12 protein-coding genes and 1 pseudogene are annotated in these 17,713 nt (G+C 74.7%); 10 read left to right on the top strand and 3 right to left on the bottom strand.

Annotation, left to right across the window (positions count from 1 at the left end; all coding sequences use genetic code 11):
* The first annotated feature begins 44 nt into the window (after window positions 1–44).
* Both ABT122_RS10390 and ABT122_RS10385 read left to right on the top strand, forming a co-directional pair.
* Window positions 45–1,808 (top strand): thiopeptide-type bacteriocin biosynthesis protein, encoded by a 1,764-nt coding sequence (locus ABT122_RS10390; protein WP_351548318.1) that lies wholly within the window; start codon window positions 45–47, stop codon window positions 1,806–1,808.
* A 234-nt stretch (window positions 1,809–2,042) separates the two neighbouring features.
* The gene (locus ABT122_RS10385; protein ID WP_351548315.1) at window positions 2,043–3,353 is read left to right on the top strand and encodes an FAD-dependent monooxygenase; all 1,311 of its coding nucleotides are present in this window, start codon (window positions 2,043–2,045) and stop codon (window positions 3,351–3,353) included.
* A 125-nt stretch (window positions 3,354–3,478) separates the two neighbouring features.
* Here the strand turns inward: ABT122_RS10385 and ABT122_RS10380 are convergent, their stop codons facing one another.
* The gene (locus tag ABT122_RS10380) at window positions 3,479–4,720 is read right to left on the bottom strand and encodes a PucR family transcriptional regulator (RefSeq protein WP_351548435.1); all 1,242 of its coding nucleotides are present in this window, start codon (window positions 4,718–4,720) and stop codon (window positions 3,479–3,481) included.
* Between the two features lie 71 nt (window positions 4,721–4,791).
* Window positions 4,792–4,944 (bottom strand): hypothetical protein, encoded by a 153-nt coding sequence (locus tag ABT122_RS10375; RefSeq protein ID WP_351548312.1) that lies wholly within the window; start codon window positions 4,942–4,944, stop codon window positions 4,792–4,794.
* Window positions 4,945–5,238: 294 nt separating this feature from the next.
* Between ABT122_RS10375 and pgfA the strand changes: the two genes are divergently transcribed.
* The 7 genes and pseudogenes from pgfA (at window position 5,239) to ABT122_RS10340 (ending at window position 15,737) form a co-directional block, all read left to right on the top strand.
* The gene (gene pgfA, locus ABT122_RS10370; protein WP_351548309.1) at window positions 5,239–6,234 is read left to right on the top strand and encodes a cell envelope lipid trafficking protein PgfA; all 996 of its coding nucleotides are present in this window, start codon (window positions 5,239–5,241) and stop codon (window positions 6,232–6,234) included.
* A gap of 321 nt (window positions 6,235–6,555) precedes the next feature.
* Window positions 6,556–7,722 (top strand): annotated as a pseudogene (locus tag ABT122_RS10365) (glycosyltransferase family 4 protein); the annotation flags it as partial.
* A 216-nt stretch (window positions 7,723–7,938) separates the two neighbouring features.
* Window positions 7,939–8,739, top strand: coding sequence for a class I SAM-dependent methyltransferase (locus tag ABT122_RS10360; protein ID WP_351548307.1), 801 nt, complete (start codon window positions 7,939–7,941; stop codon window positions 8,737–8,739).
* Window positions 8,736–13,163 carry an alpha-(1->3)-arabinofuranosyltransferase domain-containing protein gene (locus tag ABT122_RS10355; protein ID WP_351548432.1) on the top strand — a complete coding sequence of 1,476 codons (4,428 nt, stop codon included), beginning with the start codon at window positions 8,736–8,738 and terminating at the stop codon, window positions 13,161–13,163. Before ABT122_RS10360 ends, ABT122_RS10355 begins: the two co-directional genes overlap by 4 nt.
* The gene (locus tag ABT122_RS10350; protein WP_351548304.1) at window positions 13,160–14,536 is read left to right on the top strand and encodes a condensation protein; all 1,377 of its coding nucleotides are present in this window, start codon (window positions 13,160–13,162) and stop codon (window positions 14,534–14,536) included. Before ABT122_RS10355 ends, ABT122_RS10350 begins: the two co-directional genes overlap by 4 nt.
* Complete coding sequence (locus ABT122_RS10345; RefSeq protein ID WP_351548301.1) at window positions 14,533–15,351, top strand: class I SAM-dependent methyltransferase; 819 nt, start codon at window positions 14,533–14,535, stop codon at window positions 15,349–15,351. The genes ABT122_RS10350 and ABT122_RS10345 overlap by 4 nt, the downstream gene beginning before the upstream one ends.
* A 140-nt stretch (window positions 15,352–15,491) precedes the next feature.
* On the top strand, window positions 15,492–15,737 hold the full coding sequence (locus ABT122_RS10340; protein WP_351548299.1) for a Trm112 family protein: 246 nt from the start codon (window positions 15,492–15,494) through the stop codon (window positions 15,735–15,737).
* A gap of 54 nt (window positions 15,738–15,791) precedes the next feature.
* Here the strand turns inward: ABT122_RS10340 and ABT122_RS10335 are convergent, their stop codons facing one another.
* On the bottom strand, window positions 15,792–16,994 hold the full coding sequence (locus tag ABT122_RS10335; RefSeq protein ID WP_351548296.1) for an MFS transporter: 1,203 nt from the start codon (window positions 16,992–16,994) through the stop codon (window positions 15,792–15,794).
* Window positions 16,995–17,087: 93 nt separating this feature from the next.
* On the opposite strand from ABT122_RS10335, the gene ABT122_RS10330 reads away from it, so the two are divergent.
* Window positions 17,088–17,693, top strand: a complete 606-nt coding sequence (locus ABT122_RS10330) for a TetR/AcrR family transcriptional regulator (RefSeq protein ID WP_351548293.1) — start codon at window positions 17,088–17,090, stop codon at window positions 17,691–17,693.
* The last annotated feature ends 20 nt before the right edge of the window (window positions 17,694–17,713 follow it).

The raw sequence follows: 17,713 nt of genomic DNA, 5'->3' as shown, positions 1-17,713 counted from the left end.
CCTCCCTCCCCCACCCTCAGCACCCCGAGCGACCAGGACCTCATGTGACGGACACCCTCGATGTGACACCGGCGACCGGACCGACGGGCGCGGGCGGCTGGCTCAGCCTCCACTGTTTTCTGCGGTCGGCCCCCGAGGACACCGACGCCTTCCTCCACCGGGATCTGGCGCCGCTGCTCGACGGTCTCGTCGCCCGGGGCGGGGCCACCGGCTGGTTCTTCATCCGCTACGACGAGGGCGGACACCATCTGCGCGTCCGGGTGCGGGAGGCGGCGCCGGACGAGGCGGCGGCGCTGCCGGGGGCGCTGGCGCGCCTGGTGGGACGGCTGGCGGTCGTGGCCGGCGGGCCGGTCCCGGACGGGGAACCGCCGGGGCGGCACGGCGAGGTCCGCCGGGAGCCCTACGTCCCGGAGACCGGGCGGTACGGCGGACCGGCCGCCCTGCCGGTGGCGGAGGAGGTGTTCCTGCTCTCCAGCGGTGTGGCGGTGCGCGCCCTGGCCGGCGCTCCGCGCGGCAGCGCACGGCTCGCCCTCGCCGTCGATCTCGCGCACACCACGGCCCTCGCCCTGGGCATGGACCCGCTGACGGCGGCGCGGTGGCTGCGGCGGCACGCGGCCGGCTGGCGCTGGGCCGAGGAGGTGCCGCTGCTGGCACCCCAGCATGTCCACACCCGGGTCAACCAGGTGTACGCGCTCCAGCGCGAGGCCCTCGCGGGCCGCGCGGATTCGGTGCGGAGCGGGCTCGCCGACGGCACGGCTCCCGGCCCGCTGCTGGAGTGGCACCGGGGGGTCCGGGCCGCCGACGAGGCGGTACGGGCCTGCTCCCCCGCCGTGAACCGTCCCCTGGTGTGGGCCTCCCAGCTCCATATGCTCTTCAACCGGCTCGGCACGGCGCCCGACGAGGAGCGGGCCGTCTGCCTCCTGGCCGCGCGCACCCTTCTCGACGAGGGCGGGGAGACATCGTTCTTCCCGGCCGGGCACCTGTCGCCGGACCGGCGGTATCTGGAGCGGAGCAAGTTCCACATCGGGCGCGAGCAGGACTCGGCCGCCCGCGATCTGCCGCCCGCGCCCGCCGGGACCTCCCCCCGGGCGGAGCCGCTCCGGTCCGCCGGGCGGGCCCTCCCCCCGGAGCGGGCCCTCCCCGCCGATCCGCTCCCGGAGACGGGTCTGCGCACGGTGATGGCGGCCCGGGTCTCCCGGCGCGGCGCGCTGACGGGCCCGCTGGACGCGCGGACGCTCGGCACCCTGCTGTGGGGGGCGCACGCCTCCGGGCACACCTCGGTCCACCGGCACGCGGACGGGAGCGAACGGATCATGCGCCACCGCCCCTATCCGAGCCCGGGTGCCCTGTACGCCGCCGGTATCCGGCTGATCGCCCTGGATGTCGAGGGACTGGCCCCGGGCACCTACCACTGTCTGCCGGACCGGCGCTCCCTGCGGTTCATCGGCCCGGCGCCCGCCCGGGACGAGGTCGCCGCCCTCTCCTCGTATCTGTCCCGTCCGCCCGGCGACCCCGACGGCATCGCGCCGGAGGGACTCCCGCTGCTCCTCGGCCTGTACGTGGATCTGGGCCTGCTCCGCCGCCGCTACGGGCTGCGCGCCCTGCGCCTCGGTCTCCTGGAGGCGGGCCATCTGACGCAGTCCCTCCTGCTCGCGGCCACCGCCCTGGACCTCGCCTGCACCCCCCTCGGCGGCTTCCGCGACGACCTCGCGCACGAGGTGTTCGGGCTGGACGATCTGGACCGGCCCCTTCAGTACCTGCTGCCCATGGGCAGGCCGCCGACGGCCGGAATGACGGACACCGGATGACGGACACCGGGTCTCGCGGCTCCGACGCCGAACATCGCCCCCCTCACCCCTGATTCATCCCTTCCATCCGTAATCCACCACTAAGCGCATCTCCATCCCCCTTGGCCGTTTATGCGGTCGCCCGTTTGAGTGGTCGCCCCGACGCGGCGGGGTGAAGGGACGGCGGTGGGGGAGGTGGAGGGGGACAGGGAGGCCGGCTCGTCCGCCGGCCGACCGCAAAGGGACGTGGTGCGGATGCTCGGGACACATGCGGTGGTACTCGGCGGCGGCATGAGCGGGCTGATGGCGGCGCATGTGCTCGCGGGGCATTTCGAGCGGGTGACGCTGGTGGAGCGCGACGAGGGCGGGAGCCTCGATCCGCGGCGGGGCATCCCCCAGGGCTGGCATCCGCATGTTCTGGCACTGAAGGCCAATGATCTGCTGGAGCGCCTGTTCCCGGGAATCGGCGAGGAGTTCATCGCCGACGGCGGGCTCCGGGTGGGCATGCTGGACCAGCACCGCATCACCTACTACGGCCGCCGTCTGCGTCAGTCGCGGAGCGCCCTGGAGACGGTCTGGGCGAGCAGGCCGTTCCTGGAGGAGGGAATCCGCAAGCGGGTGGACGCCCACGCGCAGGTGTCCACCCGGTTCGGCTGGGAAGCGGTCAGGCCCATCGTCGATTCGCCCGGCCGGGTGTCGGGGGTGACGGTCGCGCGCGCCGACGGCGGGCAGACGGAGGATCTCGCGGCGGACCTGGTGGTGGACGCGACGGGCCGGGCCGGCCGGGCGCGGGCCTGGCTGGCGGAGATGGGGTACAAGGCACCGCCGGAGGACCGGATCGGGGTCAATCTGGGGTACGCGAGCCGACTGGTGGAGTGCGCGCCGGATGTCCTGGGCCACGACCGGGCGATTGTGGTGGGGCCCGAACTGAACCGTCCGCGCGGCTTCTACTTCACCGTCCAGGAGGCGGGACGGTGGACGATGACGGTCTTCGGCTACGGCGACCACCGTCCGAGTACCCAGCCCGAGCGCTTCATGGCCCAGGCGGAGGCCCTGGCCCCCGACGATGTGTGGCGGGCCATCCAGTCCGCGAAGGTCTCCCCCGAGGTGCACTCCTTCCAGGTTCCCAGGACGTTCCGGCGCCGGTACGACCGGCTGTCGCGTTTCCCCGAGGGATTCCTGGTGACCGGCGACGCCCTGGCGGTGCTCAATCCCCTCTACGGCACGGGGATCATGTCCGCCGCGGCGTACGCGCTGATCCTCGACAAGCGTCTGCGCAAGGGTCTCGACGGCATCCACCGGGGCTTCTTCCGGGACGCGGCGCGTGTGGTGGTGGGCCCGTGGTGGTTCTCGGGTCTCTCGGACTCCGCCCTCCCCGGCGTGGGAGGTCTCAGCGTGCCGGGCGCGGGGCTGGCCTCCTGGTATCTGCGCCGCGTGGTGGCGCTCGCGGAGCAGGACGCGGCGGTGGCGGCCGGCTTCGTCCGGATCGCCGGAGCGCTGGACAGTCCGCTGTCACTGGGGCGGCCGGCGGTGCTGGGCAAGGTGTTCCGGTCCCGGTCGAGTTGATCGCGGTGGCGCCGCACGGTGCCCGGCCCGGGCGCCGGGCACCGTGCGGCGCCACCGTCCGGGCCATGGCCGTGGCCGTGGCCGGCGAGCGGGCCGGCGCCCGGGCCGCGGACGTGGTGCGCGGGTCAGGGGGTGAAGCGGCCCAGCTCTCCGCGCAGGCGCTGGGCGCGGAGGACCAGTTCGAGTTCGAAGCGGCGGTCGGGGTCGTCGATCTCGTCGCCCCACAGCTCGCGGATCTGGCGGAGGCGGTAGCGGACGGTCTGGGGGTGGACGCCGAGGCGGCCCGCGACCTCGGGGGCGCCGCCGCGGGTCTCCAGCCAGGCGAGGAGGGTTTCGGCGAGGCGGCGGGCATGGGTCCGGCCGCACTCGGCGAGCGGGGCGAGGGTGCGGCGGGCCAGGTCGTCGATCAGTTCCTCGGGCTGGAGGAGCACCAGCGCCTCGGTGTGCTCGGTGCAGTGCAGCACCTCCCCGGCCGGGAGCAGCCCGCGCTCCATGAGGCGTACCGCGGCCTCGGCCCAGCGCAGTGACTTCGCGGCGTCGACCAGGGGCACCGGTGGCCCGATCGCGCCGGCCCAGCCGGTCATGGCGCGCCGCAGCAGTTCGGGGCGGCCCGCCGCGTCCGGGTCGGGCACGACCATACGGGGCTGTTCGGCCTCCATGTCCAGAAGGACACCCTGGCCCACGGCGGGGGCGACGGCCTGGCGGGCGGGGCGCAGCAGCACCCCGGCCGCGACCCTGGCGGGCAGCGGCCAGCCGATCCGGGCGGCGCGCTCCGCGAGGGCGGCGGCGATCTCGTGCGGGCCGGCGGCGGGGCGGCTGCGGTCCTCCACGAGGAGGAGTTCCATCAGCTCGCGCTGGAGCCGGAGGCGTTCACCGGCCTGCCGGGCGGCGGCCTCGGCATAGCCGCGCACCGACTGGTCGACCAGCCCGTCCAGATACTCGTATCCCGCGTCGACCAGTTCGTACATGGCCGGTGGCGGGATGTCGACGCGCTGGCCGATCTCGGCGAGGCGGCGCCAGGTGAGGCGGACACCGAGGCGGTAGATGGCCTGGAGCGAGTCGAGGCTGCGCCCGCCGATCCCCTCGCCCCGGCCGAAGTCCTGGAAGACCTCGGGGTGGACCCGCGGCCGGTCCTCCGCGGTCTCCAGATGCAGCACGAAGATCTCGATGGCGCGCCGGATGCCGATGAGGGACTTGGGTTCGCCGGAGTCGTCGAGGATGACCGGGACGTGCGGGTACTCGCGGCGGATCTCCCGCAGGATCTCCTCGGCCAGCGCGGGAGCCTCGGCCATGGCGAGCGCCGCGAACCGGCGCACCTGGCTGCGCGGTACGTCGTACCAGGCCGAACGGGCCCCGAGGGGCGGCACGGCGCGGTCCCCGCCGGTGACGGGGGCCGCCGCGCCCGGGGGGCCGAGGGCCGGGGTGGAGGAGGGCACGGTCAGCGCTCCCGGTCGGCCGTCTCGTAGGTGACCAGCGGGGTGTTGGGCTGGTCCGGGGTGGCGTCGAGCAGGGCCACGACACCGAGGGCGGCGCCCACGGCGAGGGCCGCGGCGGCCGCGGCGGTGAGTGCGGCGGCGAGCAGTCTGGGCATGCTGGGGGTCCAGCCTCTCCGGTCGAAAGGTCGTCCCCACCCTGGATGATCCACACGATCCGCGCCAGTGGCCACGGGCCCCTGGTTCGGGCCTCCCGTGGTGGCGCACACCGGCCCCGACCGGCTGGGGCCCAGTGTCGGCAATGCATTGACACCTAGTCAAGGGTGCGCCTACGGTTCCCGGCCCATACCGCGGCTGCACTTTCCCCGCCCGCGCGACTACGTTCCGTCACCTTGTGACCGCGACTCCCCGACCCCGTGTCGAGCCGCCCCGAACCCTCCTGGAGTGCCCGGATGCGACGCACCACCTCACCCGTCCCGCTCGTTCTGCTGGGCGCCGGCACCTTTCTGCTGGTGCTGGCCGCGATGCTCGCCTGGTATGTCGAGCCGCGCGCCCAGCGCACCCCGATCGACACCGATGTGACCACGGTCTTCACTGGTCAGGGAAGCTATTTCGACACCGGCAGGGTCAAGACCGTCGACGAGGCGGAGCTGACCATCACCCGCAAGGTCCGCGGCGACGTGGCCGACAGCGAGGAGAGCGGCCGGGCCATCTGGGACGTGTCCACGAGTGTCGACACGAACGACACCCTGCCCGCGTCCGATCCCCACGACTCGTTCCAGTGGACCGTGGAACGCTGGGTGACCGACCGTGAGACCAACGCCCCCGTGCACTGCTGCGGGGAGAGTCCGCGATTCGACGGCGAGGCGTACCTGAAGTTCCCGTTCAACGTGGAGAAGCGTCCGTACCGCTGGTGGGACAGCACGCTGGGCGCCACCGTGGAGCTCCGGTTCAAGGAGCGGACGAAGGTCCAGGGCCATGAGGGCTATCTGTTCACCGGCACGGTCGACCCGGTCAAAACCGGGACGCGGCAGGTGCCGGGGGTGCTCGTCGGCCGGCCGGAGCGCGGCCAGGTGCTCGCCGAGGAGTGGTACGCCAACCACGGCATCGAGCTGGTCGCGGACCAGCGGACCGGGCGGATTCTCCTCGCGGCGATCGGGCCGAGGAAGACGCTGCGGGCGCCCGGGGCCGACTCCGCCGAGAACGAGGTGGTGCTGCTGGAGAGCGAGCGCATCGCGTTCACCGAGGAGACGCAGAGGAAGCAGGTCGAGCTGGCGAGGGCCGACAACCGCAAGCTCCAGTTGGTGGGGGTGACGGGGCCCGTGGGAGCGGGCGCGCTGGGGCTGCTGCTGGCCGTGGCGGGCTCGGTCATGGTGTTCCGGAGGCGTCCCGAGGACCCCGCCGGGGTCCCGGCTCCGGTCCGGGTGCCGGAACACTCCACCCGGTGATGAGGTACGGCCGGTAACAGGTGCGCAATTTGTCACCTCGGTGAGTAGCCGCGGCGAACCACTGGGCGAAAACTGTCCATCCCACCCACCCGAACACACCATCCGTGCATGACCCCAGCACATCCGAGCGGCCCCGGCACCCTCCGGGGCGGCCCGCATCCGGCCGGACCCCGCCGGAACCGCGCGCGACGGCAGTCGCTCCCCGGCGCGGTTCCGGACCCGGCCACCGCACGAACCACCGCGCCGCCGGCACTCCGTACCGCCGTGCACCTCCCTCGTACCACCGCACGGTTCCGCACCCTGAGACGAGTCGGAGCACCCATGCCCCAGCACGTGCACGCTTCGCTGCGCGCGGCCGGTCCCCGGCCCGCCCAGCCCCCCGCGGCGCCGCCCGCCGAGCCGCGCCGCATTGTGTTCCTCTCCCGTCGCGACCTCGGGAATCCCGCCGCCGGCGGTTCCGAGATCCTGGTCGACCGGCTGGCCGGCGGGCTCACCCGCCTCGGCCATCAGGTCACCCTCGTCTGCGGTGGACCGGCGGCCCGCCGTGACTACCGCGTGGTGTCGGCGGGCGGCGACCTCGGTCACTTCCTGCGGGCCCGCGGTGCCCTGGCCCAGCGGGTCGGCGCGTGCGACCTGCTGGTCGAGGTGTGCAACGGCATGCCCTATCTGACACCGCTGTGGCACAGCGGTCCGACGCTCTGTCTGGTCAACCACGTCCACACCGACCTGTGGGACATGCGCTTCGGCGGCCGTGCCCTCGCGCCCGCCGGGCGGCTGGGGCGCCGGCTGGAGCACTGGGCCCTGAAGGAGGCACAGCGGCGGAATCTGATGGTCGCGGTGTCCCCGTCCACGGCCGGGGCGCTGCGCGGGATCGGAGTCGACCAGGACCGGATACGCGTGGTGCACAACGGTGTCGAGGAGCCCGGGCCCCGGCATCCGCGCTCGCCCCGGCCGCTGTTCGTGGCGCTGGGCCGGCTCGTGGAGTACAAGCGGATCGATCTGCTGCTGCGGCTGTGGGAACGGGTGCGGCCGGTGACCGGCGGCCGGCTCGTCATCGTCGGGGACGGTCCGGAACGGGCCCGGCTGGAGCGGCTCGCGGGCGCCGGTGTGGAGTTCGCGGGCCATGTCACGGAGGCGGAGAAGCACCGGCTGCTCTGCGCCGCCTGGCTGCTGGTGCATCCGTCGGCCGTGGAGGGGTGGGGTCTGGTGGTCACGGAGGCCGCCATCCGGTCGACTCCGGCGGTCGGCTTCGACGTGCCGGGGCTGCGGGACTCGGTGGACGACGGGGTGACCGGGGTGCTGGCCCGGGGCGAGAGTTCGTTCGCCGCCGCCTGGTGCTCGCTGGCGCTCAGCGAGGAGCGCCGGACGGCGATGGGGCGGGCCGCGCGCGAGGCGGCGGCCGGGTACACCTGGGCCAGTACGGTACGGGCGTTCCGCGAGGTCGCCGTGGAGGCGGCCGCCCAGGGCCGGGACCGGGGCCACTCCCCCGGCGGAGACCGGGCCCGCGCCCCGGGCGGGGGCGGCTCCCCCGGCGGAGACCGGGCCCGTCTGTCCACGGTGCCCGAGCCGGGCGCTCCCCCGCCGGGCGCCGTCCCGCCCCTTCCCACCACCACCGCCGGCCGGCCGGGCGGCCGGCGGACCGAACCCCGGGAGAGTCCGCGACCCGCGCGGACCGCCGCGCGCTCCCGGCGGAAGTGAGGATCGATGCCAGCCCCCGCTCCAGGTGTCCGCGCCACCGCGGGCACCCCCGGTGTCCCGCGGACCGACGGCCGCCGCGCGTCACCGAAAGACCCCTCCTTCCGGCGTTCGCTGGCCCTGTTCCGGGCCTTCATGCGGGAACAGGACGACCCCCGGGCGTGCTACACACTGCTGGCCCGGGACGCCGCCGACCAGGTCGAGGCGTACGGCGGGCCGGTCCGCGGGCGTACCGTCGTCGACATCGGCGGCGGGGGCGGGAACTTCACCGAGGAGTTCCGCCGGCGCGGGGCGCACAGCTTCCTCTTCGAGCCGGACGCGCGGGAGCTGGGGCCGAAGCCGCCCGAGGGGGCGGTCGTCGCGGACGGCTATCTGCTGCCGCTCGCGGACGGTTCGGCCGATGTGTGCTTCTCCTCCAACGTCCTGGAGCATGTGGACGATCCCGAGACCTTCCTCAGTGAGATGATCCGCGTCACCCGCCCCGGCGGCCTGATCTATGTCTCGTTCACCAACTGGCTCTCCCCCTGGGGCGGTCACGAGTGGGCGCCCTGGCACTATCTGGGCGCCGCGCGGGCTCGGGCCCGCTACGAGCGGCGCACCGGCCGTCCCGCCAAGCACGTCCTCGGCGAGAACCTCTTCGCCGTGCACATCGGTCCCACCCTGCGCCAGGTACGGGCCAGGACCGACATCACCGTGGTCCGCGCCCGCTCCCGCTACTGGCCGTTCCTGGCCGCCGCGGTCACCCGGGTGCCCGGCCTGCGTGAGTTCGCTACCTGGAATCTCCTCCTCATTCTTCGGCGGTGTCCATGACCAGTACGGCCCCAGCGGCCCAGGCTCCCCCTCCGGCGGCCGTCCGGACCACCGGCACGGCCCAGGACCCTCCCGAGGGGCCACGGTCGCGGCGATGGCTCCTGGCGTTCTGGGCCGTGGTGTTCGTGCTCTTCCTGGCGGTGTCGCCGGGGCGCATGACGTTCGAGACCAAGCTCGGTGTCACCACCGATCCCTGGCGGTTCATGGCCGACCTCGGGACGCTGTGGCGGGACACCGGCGGTTTCGGCGGGCTCACCAACCAGTACATCGGGTACGCGTTCCCGATGCTGCCCTTCCACGGCCTCGCCGATCTGCTCCAGGTGCCGGTGTGGCTGGCGGAGCGGCTGTGGCTGTCGCTGGTGGTGACCACCGCGTTCTGGGGGGCGCTGCGGCTGGCCGAGCGCCTGGCCGTCGGCACCCGTTCGACACGGCTGCTCGGCGCGGTGGCGTACGCGCTGTGGCCGACGTTCACCATCGTCGTCGGCTCCACTTCGGCCGCCGCCCTGCCCGGCGCGCTGCTGCCGTGGGTGCTGCTGCCGCTCACCGACGACCGGTACAGCGCGCGGGTCGCGGCGCTGCGCTCCGCCCTGCTGATCCCCTTCATGGGCGGGGTCAACGCGGCGTCCACCCTGGCGTCCCTGCTGCCGGTGGGGCTGTATCTGCTGTCCCGGCCGAACGGTCCGCGGAAGCTGAGGCTCATTCTGTGGTGGGTGCCGGGGGTCCTGCTGGCGACGCTGTGGTGGGTGATCCCGCTGCTGCTCCTCGCCGTGTACGGGGAGAACTTCCTTCCGTACATCGAGACATCCCAGGTCACCACGGACACGATGGCGGCGACGGAGACCCTGCGGGGCGCCGGCAACTGGGTGGCGTATCTGAACTTCGGTGAGGCGTGGCTGCCCGCCGGGTGGAGTGTCGCGGCGTCGGTCCCGGTCGTCGTGGGTTCGGCGCTGGCCGCCGCGCTGGGGCTCGCCGGGCTCGCCCGGCGGGATCTGCCCGAGCGCCGCTGGCTGGTGCTGACCGTGCTGACGGTCGCGCTGCTCACCCTCGCCGGGTACGCGGGGAAGTTCGGCGCGCCGTTCGCGGGGCCCGTGCGGGATCTGCTGGACGGGCCGCTGGTGCCGTTCCGGAACATCTACAAGTTCCAGCCGGGTCTCGCGCTCGCGCTGGTGCTCGGGCTCGTCCATCTCACCGCCGTCGCGGTGCGGGAGCGCGGGGCGCGGCCGGGGCACGGGGTGCGGTGGGGCCGGCGGTACGCCCCGCTGATCGCGGCGCTGCTGGTGCTGCCCGGGCTCGCCCTGCCGTATGTCAACGGCGCCATTCTCCAGCCGGGTTCGTTCACCAGGCTGCCCACGCACTGGGAGTCCACGGCCGACTGGCTGGAGGAGCACTCGCCGGACAGCCGGGCCCTGGTGGTCCCGGCGACCGCGCACGGCATCTACACCTGGGGCTCGCCCATCGACCAGCCCCTCGACGTGCTCGCCGACTCCCCCTGGGCCCAGCGCGACTATGTGCCGTTCGGTACGGCCGGCAACCGGCGCGCCCTGGACGCCGTGGAGCAGGCCCTCCTCACCGGCGCCGCGATACCGGGGCTGCGGGACTATCTGGGCCGGGCGGGGCTGCACTATGTGGTGGTCCGCAACGACCTGGACCCGGACCAGATCGGCTATGTGCCGACCCCGACCGTGAAGCGGGCGCTGGAGCAGTCCGGCTACCAGCGGGTCAAGGGCATCGGTCCCGTCATGACCGGGGGGCGCATCGCGGACGACACCCCCCTCCAGGTCGAGGGGCTGTACCCGAGGCAGCGGGCGGTGGAGATCTTCGCGCCGGGCGGGGGCACCCCGCCGCCCGGCCGGGCCGCGATCCACGCCGCCGCCGACACCGCCGTGGTCTCCGGCGGACCGGAGTCGCTGCTGCCGCTCGCCGCCGACCCGGCGCTGCGCGGCCGGCCCGCCGTGCTGACCGGGGACGAGCACCCCGGCGTCGACCGGCCGGCGCTCCAGGTCACCGGTGACGGGCTGCGGCGCGCCGACACCCGGTTCGGCCTGGTGAACACCAACACCTCGTACACGTACACCGAGGACGAGCGCAATCACCCCGACAGCGCGCAGGCAGCCGGGGAGGCGCCGCACCAGATCCTGCCGACGAAGGGCATCGAGCGACAGACGGTGGCCGAGCTGCGCGGGGCGCGCGAGGTGACGGCGTCCTCCAGCGGCAACTGGCTGTTCCACCTCCCGCAGTACGATCCGGTGAACGCCTTCGACGGCGACCCCGGCACGGCGTGGGCCGAGGGAGCGCACGACAGCGCGAAGGGGCAGTGGCTGCGGATCGCGTTCGACGGGAAGAAGCGGATGCCGTCGTCGCTGGAGGTGACCCCGCTCCCCCAGGACGGGGTGCGGTCCGCCGCGACGCGGGTGAAGGTGGAGACCGAGCAGGGCAGCGCGGTCAGTCCGCTGGCGACCGGCGGGAAGACCCAGGAGATCACGTCGCCGGCGGGTGGGACGAGGTGGCTGAAGCTCACCATCCTGGACGTGGAGACCGGGCGGCCCGGGCTGATCGGTGCCGGGTTCTCCGAGATCTCGATTCCCGGTGTCACGGTGACCCGGATGCTGAAGCTGCCCGCTGACGGGGCGGGTTCGGACGCGGCGGCCGACATGGTGTCGCTGCACCGGTCGGCCGACCCGGGCGGGCTCTCCCCGGCCGGCACGGAGTCGGGGCTGCACCGCTCCTTCGCCACCGACACGGCCGGAGCGCGGAACATCGAGGTCAGCGCGGTGCCGGTGCCCGGCGCCGAGCTGGACCGGCTGCTGTACCGGGTGGCGCCCGAGCAGGCGGGGCGGATCGTCGCCACAGCCGGCTCCACGGCCAGGCTCGGCGCCGGGCTGTCGGCACGGAATCTGACCGACGGCGATCTGACGACCGCCTGGATCGCGGGGAACAAGCCGGTGATCCATCTGAGCTGGTCCGGCCGGAAGTCCGTGGACTCGCTGGTGCTGGCCGGCGCGGGCGGGCTCTCGGCCCGGCCCACGAAGATCGAGATCAGCTCCCCGCACGGCGCCGCGATCGCGGACGTCGACGACAACGGCTGGGCCCGCTTCGAGCCGATCACCACGGACCGGCTCGACATCACCGTCACCAGGACCGCGCCGGTGACCCTGCACAACCCGCTCGCCGGCGACGATCTCCAGCTCCCCGTGGGCCTCACGGAGCTGCATGTCCCGGCGCTCGCGGACCATCGCACGAAGCAGCCGGCCGGGGACCGTCCGTTCACCCTGAAGTGCGGCGAGGGCCCGGACCTGGCCATCGACGGAACCCTGCACGCGACCGGCGCCAAGGGCACCGTCAGGGACCTGGTCGAGCGGCGTCCCGTCGAGGTGACGCTCTGCCAGCGGGGCAAGGAGCGGCCGACGATGGACCTCGGCGCGGGCACCCATGTGGTGGAGGCCGGGGACGCGGGTCCGCTGGCGATCACCGGGGTGACCCTCACCCGGGGCGAACCGGCGGCGGCAGCCTCCGGCAGCCGGCGGCTCACCGTCGGCGACTGGTCCCCCGACCGCCGTGAGGTGACAGTCGGCCCGGGTGCCACCGCGTATCTGACGACGTACGAGAACGTCAACGACGGCTGGAAGGCCACGCTGAACGGTGAGGAGCTGTCGCCGCTCCGGCTCGACGGCTGGCAGCAGGGCTTCGAGATCCCGGAGGGCGAGGGCGGCGTGGTCAAGCTGTCGTACGAACCCTCCCGGGTGTACGGCATCGGGCTGATCGCCGGTGGTCTCGCCCTGCTGGCGCTGATCGGCCTGACGCTGTTCCGCAGGCGCGAGGAGAACCCCGAGCACGCGGACGGGACCGCCCCGGCGGTGCCGAACGGGCCCGGGACGGTCCTCGGGGTGGTGGCGCTGACCCTGGTGGCCGTGGTGGTCGCGGGCTGGCTCGCGCTGCTGGTCCCGGCGCTCGCGCTGGTCGCTCTCCGGCGTCACGCGCTGCTGGTGCCGATCGCGTTCGCCGCGATGGCGGGGGCGGGGATCGCCGCGGCCACCGGGGCCGGGGAGGCTCCGGCCGCCGGGGAGGGCGCGTTCGGGTACACGGCCCAGCTCCTGGCGTTCATCGCGCTGTTCGCCGCCCTGGTGACGGTGACGGGGTCCGCACGGCGCGGCGGGCGGGTACGGACGGTCGCGTCCGGCCCCGGGTCCGAAGCCGGTGCCGGGTCCGATGCGGGGTCCGATGCCGATGCGGGTGCCGGGTCCGATGCCGGGTCCGGTGCCGGGTCCGGTGCCGGGCGGGGCTTCCGGTTCCGCTTCGGGGCGGGCCGGGGCAGGGCGTCCGGCCCGGACACCCGGCAGACCGCCGGGCCCCCGGCGGACGCCGCCGCTCCCGCGAGCCCGGCGGGTCCCGCGGCTCCCGGCGCCCCCGGAGGTGGCGGGCGGTGACCGCTGTGGATGGTCCCGCGCGCCCGGTGCGGGCCGGGCGGCCCGCCCTCGTGCCGTTCCCCGTGGTCGACGAGATCACCCGGCACTGTCTCCGGGAGGAGGAGCCCGAGACCATCCACATCGAGATCCGGCTGCCGGGGCGGCCCGACCCGGCGCGGCTGCGGCGGGCGTTCACCGGGGCGCTGGACCGCCACCCCCGCGCCCAGGTGCGGCAGGCACCGGGCCCCTGGTACCGGCGCCGCTACTTCTGGGAGCCGACCGGGGAGCCGGAGCCGGGCCTGGAGGTGGTGACGGCTCCGGCGCCGGGGCCCTCGGCGCTGGAGCGGGCCAGGGAACGCTGTCTGGCCTCGGCTCCCCCGCTGTCGGTGTCCCCGCCCGTCCGCCTCGACATCGTCGCGGACCCCGAACGGCCGGGCGGTACGGCCCTGTTCCTCACCGCCAACCACACCGCGCTGGACGCCCCCGCGTGTCTGCGGGTCCTGGCCACGGCCGCCGAGCTGTACGGCGGCCGGGACAGCACCCCGGCGGCGCCCCCGGTCCGTACCGCCCCCGGCGGCCGGGGCGCGCCGGCGGCGGGGCCGTCCCCGTGGACACCGTCGGCCCGGGTGGCGCGCGGCACCCCGTCCGGCCCTCCGGGCAATGGCGTGCTGGTGGCCGGCCTGGCCGTACCGCGCCGCCCGCCGGGCGCCGCGTACACCGTGAACGACCAGCTCATGGTCGCCACCGCGCTGATGATCGCGCGGTGGAACCGGGAGCGCGGCGCCCCGCCGCGCCCGGTGCGGATCACGATGCCGGTGGACGACCGGCCGCGCGGCCCCGGCATGCCCATCGGGAACGGCACCCGGCTCGTCGACGTCCCCTTCACCGTGGCCGAACTGGCGTCCGGCGCGCGGGGCGCCGCCACCGGGGACGCGGAGGCCATGGGTGCGCTGCTGCGCCGGACCGCCGACCGCACCCGCGCCCTCAAGTCCGTGCCCCGGCCGCAGCTCGGGCACGGGGCGGCCCTGCTGACGGCACCGGTGGTGCCGGTGGCATGGCGGGCCGCCGCGGTCCGCGGTCTGCGGCGGGCGGCCGGCCCGTGGTCGTCGACGGCGCTGCTGAGCAATATCGGACGCGTTCCCTACGCCCTGGACTTCGGCGACGCGGGCCGCGCGGACGCCGTGTGGTTCTCCGCGCCCGCGCGGATGCCCCGGGGGCTCAGTGTGACGACGGCGTCCACCGCCGGGCGGCTGCATCTCGTGCTGCGCTGGTCGAGGACGCTGCTCGCCCGGCGGGACGGGGCGAGGCTGCTGGAGCTGTTCGAGCGGTGTCTGGCCGCGACGGAGACCGCCCCGGCCGGGAACGGCGGGGCGGCGGAAGGGGGTACGGGATGACGGCGACCGCCCGGTCGAGCGCGGACCCGAGCACGGACCCGGACACGGGCCCGGGGGCGGACACGGACACCCGGCCCCCGGGCGCGGGCGGCGGTGACGCGCCCCGGGGGCTCCGGGAGTTCTACGAGAATCCCGCCGTGCCCGTCGCGTCCGGGGACGCCCGCACACTGCGGCAGGCCCGGATGCTCGCCGCCGCGCTCGGCCCCGCCGCCGCGCGGCCCGCCGTCGTCCTCGACGTCGGCTGCGGTGACGGCACGGCGGCGGCCACGGCGGCGCCACTGCTCGCCGGACACCGGATCGTCGGCGTGGACTGGTCGCAGGACGCCCTGCGCCGGGCGCGGACCCGGCTCCCCGATGTGGTGCGCGGCGAACTCGGCACCGGGCGGCTGCCGTTCCGGTCCGGTGCGGTGGACGCCGTGCTGTTCAGCGAGGTCATCGAGCATCTGGTGGACCCGGACAGCGCGCTGGACGAGCTGCGGCGCGTACTGCGCCCCGGCGGTCATCTGATGCTGTCCACCCCGAACCTGGCCGCCTGGTACAACCGGGCCCTGCTGCTCGCCGGGGTCCAGCCCGTCTTCTCCGAGGTCAGTCTGCGCGGTATCCACGGCCGTCCCGGCAGCGAGGTCGTCGGCCATCTGCGGCTCTGCACGGCCCGCGCGCTGCGGGAGCTCGTGGCCGCGTCCGGCTTCGAGGTGGTCCGGGTGGCGGGGGCGCCCTTCCACGGGGTGCCGCGCCCGATGCGGCCCCTGGACCGGCTGGCGTGCGCGGCCCCCTCGCTCTCCTCGATCCTGCTGCTGCACGCGCGGAGGAGGTAGGACGTGCGGTGCGGGAGCCCCCTGCCGCGAGCCGCACCCGGGCAGGGCCGCACCCGCCCGCCTCACGTGACCGATCCGCCCGCCGTCCGCCGCCGGTCACGCATCGCCCCCGACCAGAACCGCCCAGGAGCCGACCGCCCATGAACCCCGATGACCCGCTGCTGCGCATCCTCGTCTGCCCGCTCGACAAGGGCCCGCTGCGGCTCGTGCGGTCCGGCGCCGCCCCGGCCGCCGACCCCGCCGACCCCTCCGGCTACGGCTCCGGGGACGCGCTCTACAACCCCCGGCTGCGGCGGCTGTACCCCATCGTGGACGGTGTCCCGAGGTTGCTGCCGGCCTCCGGGGCGCCGGTGTCCGACGAGGAGCACGAGCGGCTGACCCGGTAGGCGGGCGCGCCGCGCCGCCCCCGGCGCGCCGGGGCCGGGACCGGTGGGGCTGGTTCACCGCAGGGCGTCGTTGGTGCGGGCGGTCCGGATCACCAGGGCGGCGAGCAGGGCGCAGGCGCCGCCGAGCCACAGCACGCTCCGGAAGGAGAGGGTGTCCACGATGACGCCGCCGGCCAGCGCGCCGAGGCCGATCGACAGATTGAACACCGCCACCCACAGCGAGGAGGCCGCCTCCACCGCCTGCGGGGCGGACTTGATCATCCAGGTCTGGAGGCCGACGGACACACCGCCGTAGGCCAGGCCCCAGACGGCCAGCAGAAGGGCGCCGCCGACCCCGGTCCTCCCCAGCAGCAGGAAGAGCGGCATCGCGACCGCCAGGGCCACGGACGTGATCAGCACGCTCCGGTACACCTGGCGGGAGAGCGCCGCGCCCGCGGCGAAGTTGCCGATCATCCCGGCCACACCGAACCCGAAGAGCAGCGGACCGACGTAGCGCTCGTCGATCCCCGACAGCCTCTGGAGCACCGGGCTGACGAAGGTGTAGGCGGCGAAGTGGCCGAACACGATGAGCACCGTCGCGATGATGCCGACGCGCACACCCGGGTTGCGGAACTGTTCCATCAGCAGCCCCGGCCGGATCGCCCGGGAGGAGGCCAGCCCCGGCAGCACCGCCAGCAGGGCGGCCAGGGTGACCAGTGCCAGGGCGCTCAGCGAGGCGAAGGCGACGCGCCAGCCGGTGAGATCACCGAGCAGGGTGCCGAGCGGGACGCCGAACACATTCGCCGCTCCGACGCCGCCGAAGATGACCGCCGTGGCCCGGGGCACGTCCTTGGGGGCGACGAGCCGGACGGCCAGGCCGCTGGCGACCGCCCAGAAGCCGCCGATCGCGACACCGACCAGCACCCGGGAGCCCACCAGCACGGCGTAGTTCGGCGCCAGGGCGGTGACCAGGTTGGAGACGGTCATCAGGGTCATCAGTCCGAGCAGCAGGAGGCGCCGGTCCATCGACCCGACGAGCATCGGCACCAGCGGCGCGGATAACGCGGCGACGATGCTGGGCACCGTCACCATCAGCCCCGCCGTCCCCTCGGAGACCGACAGCGCGGACCCCACGGAGGTCAGCAGACCGATCGGCAGCTGCTCGGCAGTCACCAGCAGGAAGGTGCCCAGAGCCACCGCGGAGACCGCCGTCCAGCGGCTCCTCTCCGGGATCTGCGGTCCCCGCGTCCGGGCGGGGGTCTGTTCTGCGGTCGTCAACGGAGTCTCCCTCAGCCATTCGGGAGCGATCGCTCCCATACTGAGGACGGTAGTATGGGAGCGATCGCTCCGCAAGGTGGGAAGGGTGAACACATGGCACGCCCGAGGAAGTTCGACGAGACGGAAGCGGTCACCTCGGCGACCGGACTGTTCTGGCGGCGCGGCTACCACGCCACCTCGGTGCGCGACCTGGGCGACCGGCTCGGGCTCACGCCCAGCAGCCTCTACCGGACGTTCACCGACAAGCACACCCTGTTCCTGCGGGCGCTGGACCACTACCGGGCCACCGAATCGGCCCGGGCCCGGCAGCGGCTGGACGTGTCGGACCGCCCGGTCCGGGAGGTGCTCGGGGAGTGGATGCTGTGGCTGGTCACCTGCCCGCCCGGCGGAGAGTCCGGCCTCGGCTGCCTCGTGGTCAACACCGCCACCGAGCTGGGCACCACCGACGAGACGGCCCGTCAGCGGACCGAGGCCGCGTTCGAGGTCACGCGGCAGGCGCTGCGCTCGGCACTGGCCGAGGGCCGCGACCGGGGCGAACTCTCCGACGGCCTCGACATCGACGGCGCCGTCGAGCTGCTCTTCACCACGGTGCTCGGCCTGCGGGTACGGGAGCGGGCCGGCCACGCGCCCGAGCACCTGGCCACCGCGATCGACCGGGCGCTCCTGACCCTGGGCCCGGCGCCGGCCGGACCCGCCTGAGGAGACCGGCGCCGGCCGAT

The sequence above is a fragment of the Streptomyces sp. NPDC001985 genome, from assembly GCF_040296845.1.
Classification (GTDB): Bacteria; Actinomycetota; Actinomycetes; order Streptomycetales; family Streptomycetaceae; genus Streptomyces.
This window is presented reverse-complemented; position numbering and strand designations above follow the sequence as displayed.

Coding starts and splice junctions, on each gene's coding strand:
- ABT122_RS10385 (WP_351548315.1), top strand. CDS start 2,043: ATGCTCGGGACACATGCGGTGGTACTCGGCGGCGGCATGAGCGGGCTG.
- ABT122_RS10375 (WP_351548312.1), bottom strand. CDS start 4,944: ATGCCCAGACTGCTCGCCGCCGCACTCACCGCCGCGGCCGCCGCGGCC.
- pgfA (WP_351548309.1), top strand. CDS start 5,239: ATGCGACGCACCACCTCACCCGTCCCGCTCGTTCTGCTGGGCGCCGGC.
- ABT122_RS10360 (WP_351548307.1), top strand. CDS start 7,939: ATGCCAGCCCCCGCTCCAGGTGTCCGCGCCACCGCGGGCACCCCCGGT.
- ABT122_RS10355 (WP_351548432.1), top strand. CDS start 8,736: ATGACCAGTACGGCCCCAGCGGCCCAGGCTCCCCCTCCGGCGGCCGTC.
- ABT122_RS10345 (WP_351548301.1), top strand. CDS start 14,533: ATGACGGCGACCGCCCGGTCGAGCGCGGACCCGAGCACGGACCCGGAC.
- ABT122_RS10340 (WP_351548299.1), top strand. CDS start 15,492: ATGAACCCCGATGACCCGCTGCTGCGCATCCTCGTCTGCCCGCTCGAC.
- ABT122_RS10330 (WP_351548293.1), top strand. CDS start 17,088: ATGGCACGCCCGAGGAAGTTCGACGAGACGGAAGCGGTCACCTCGGCG.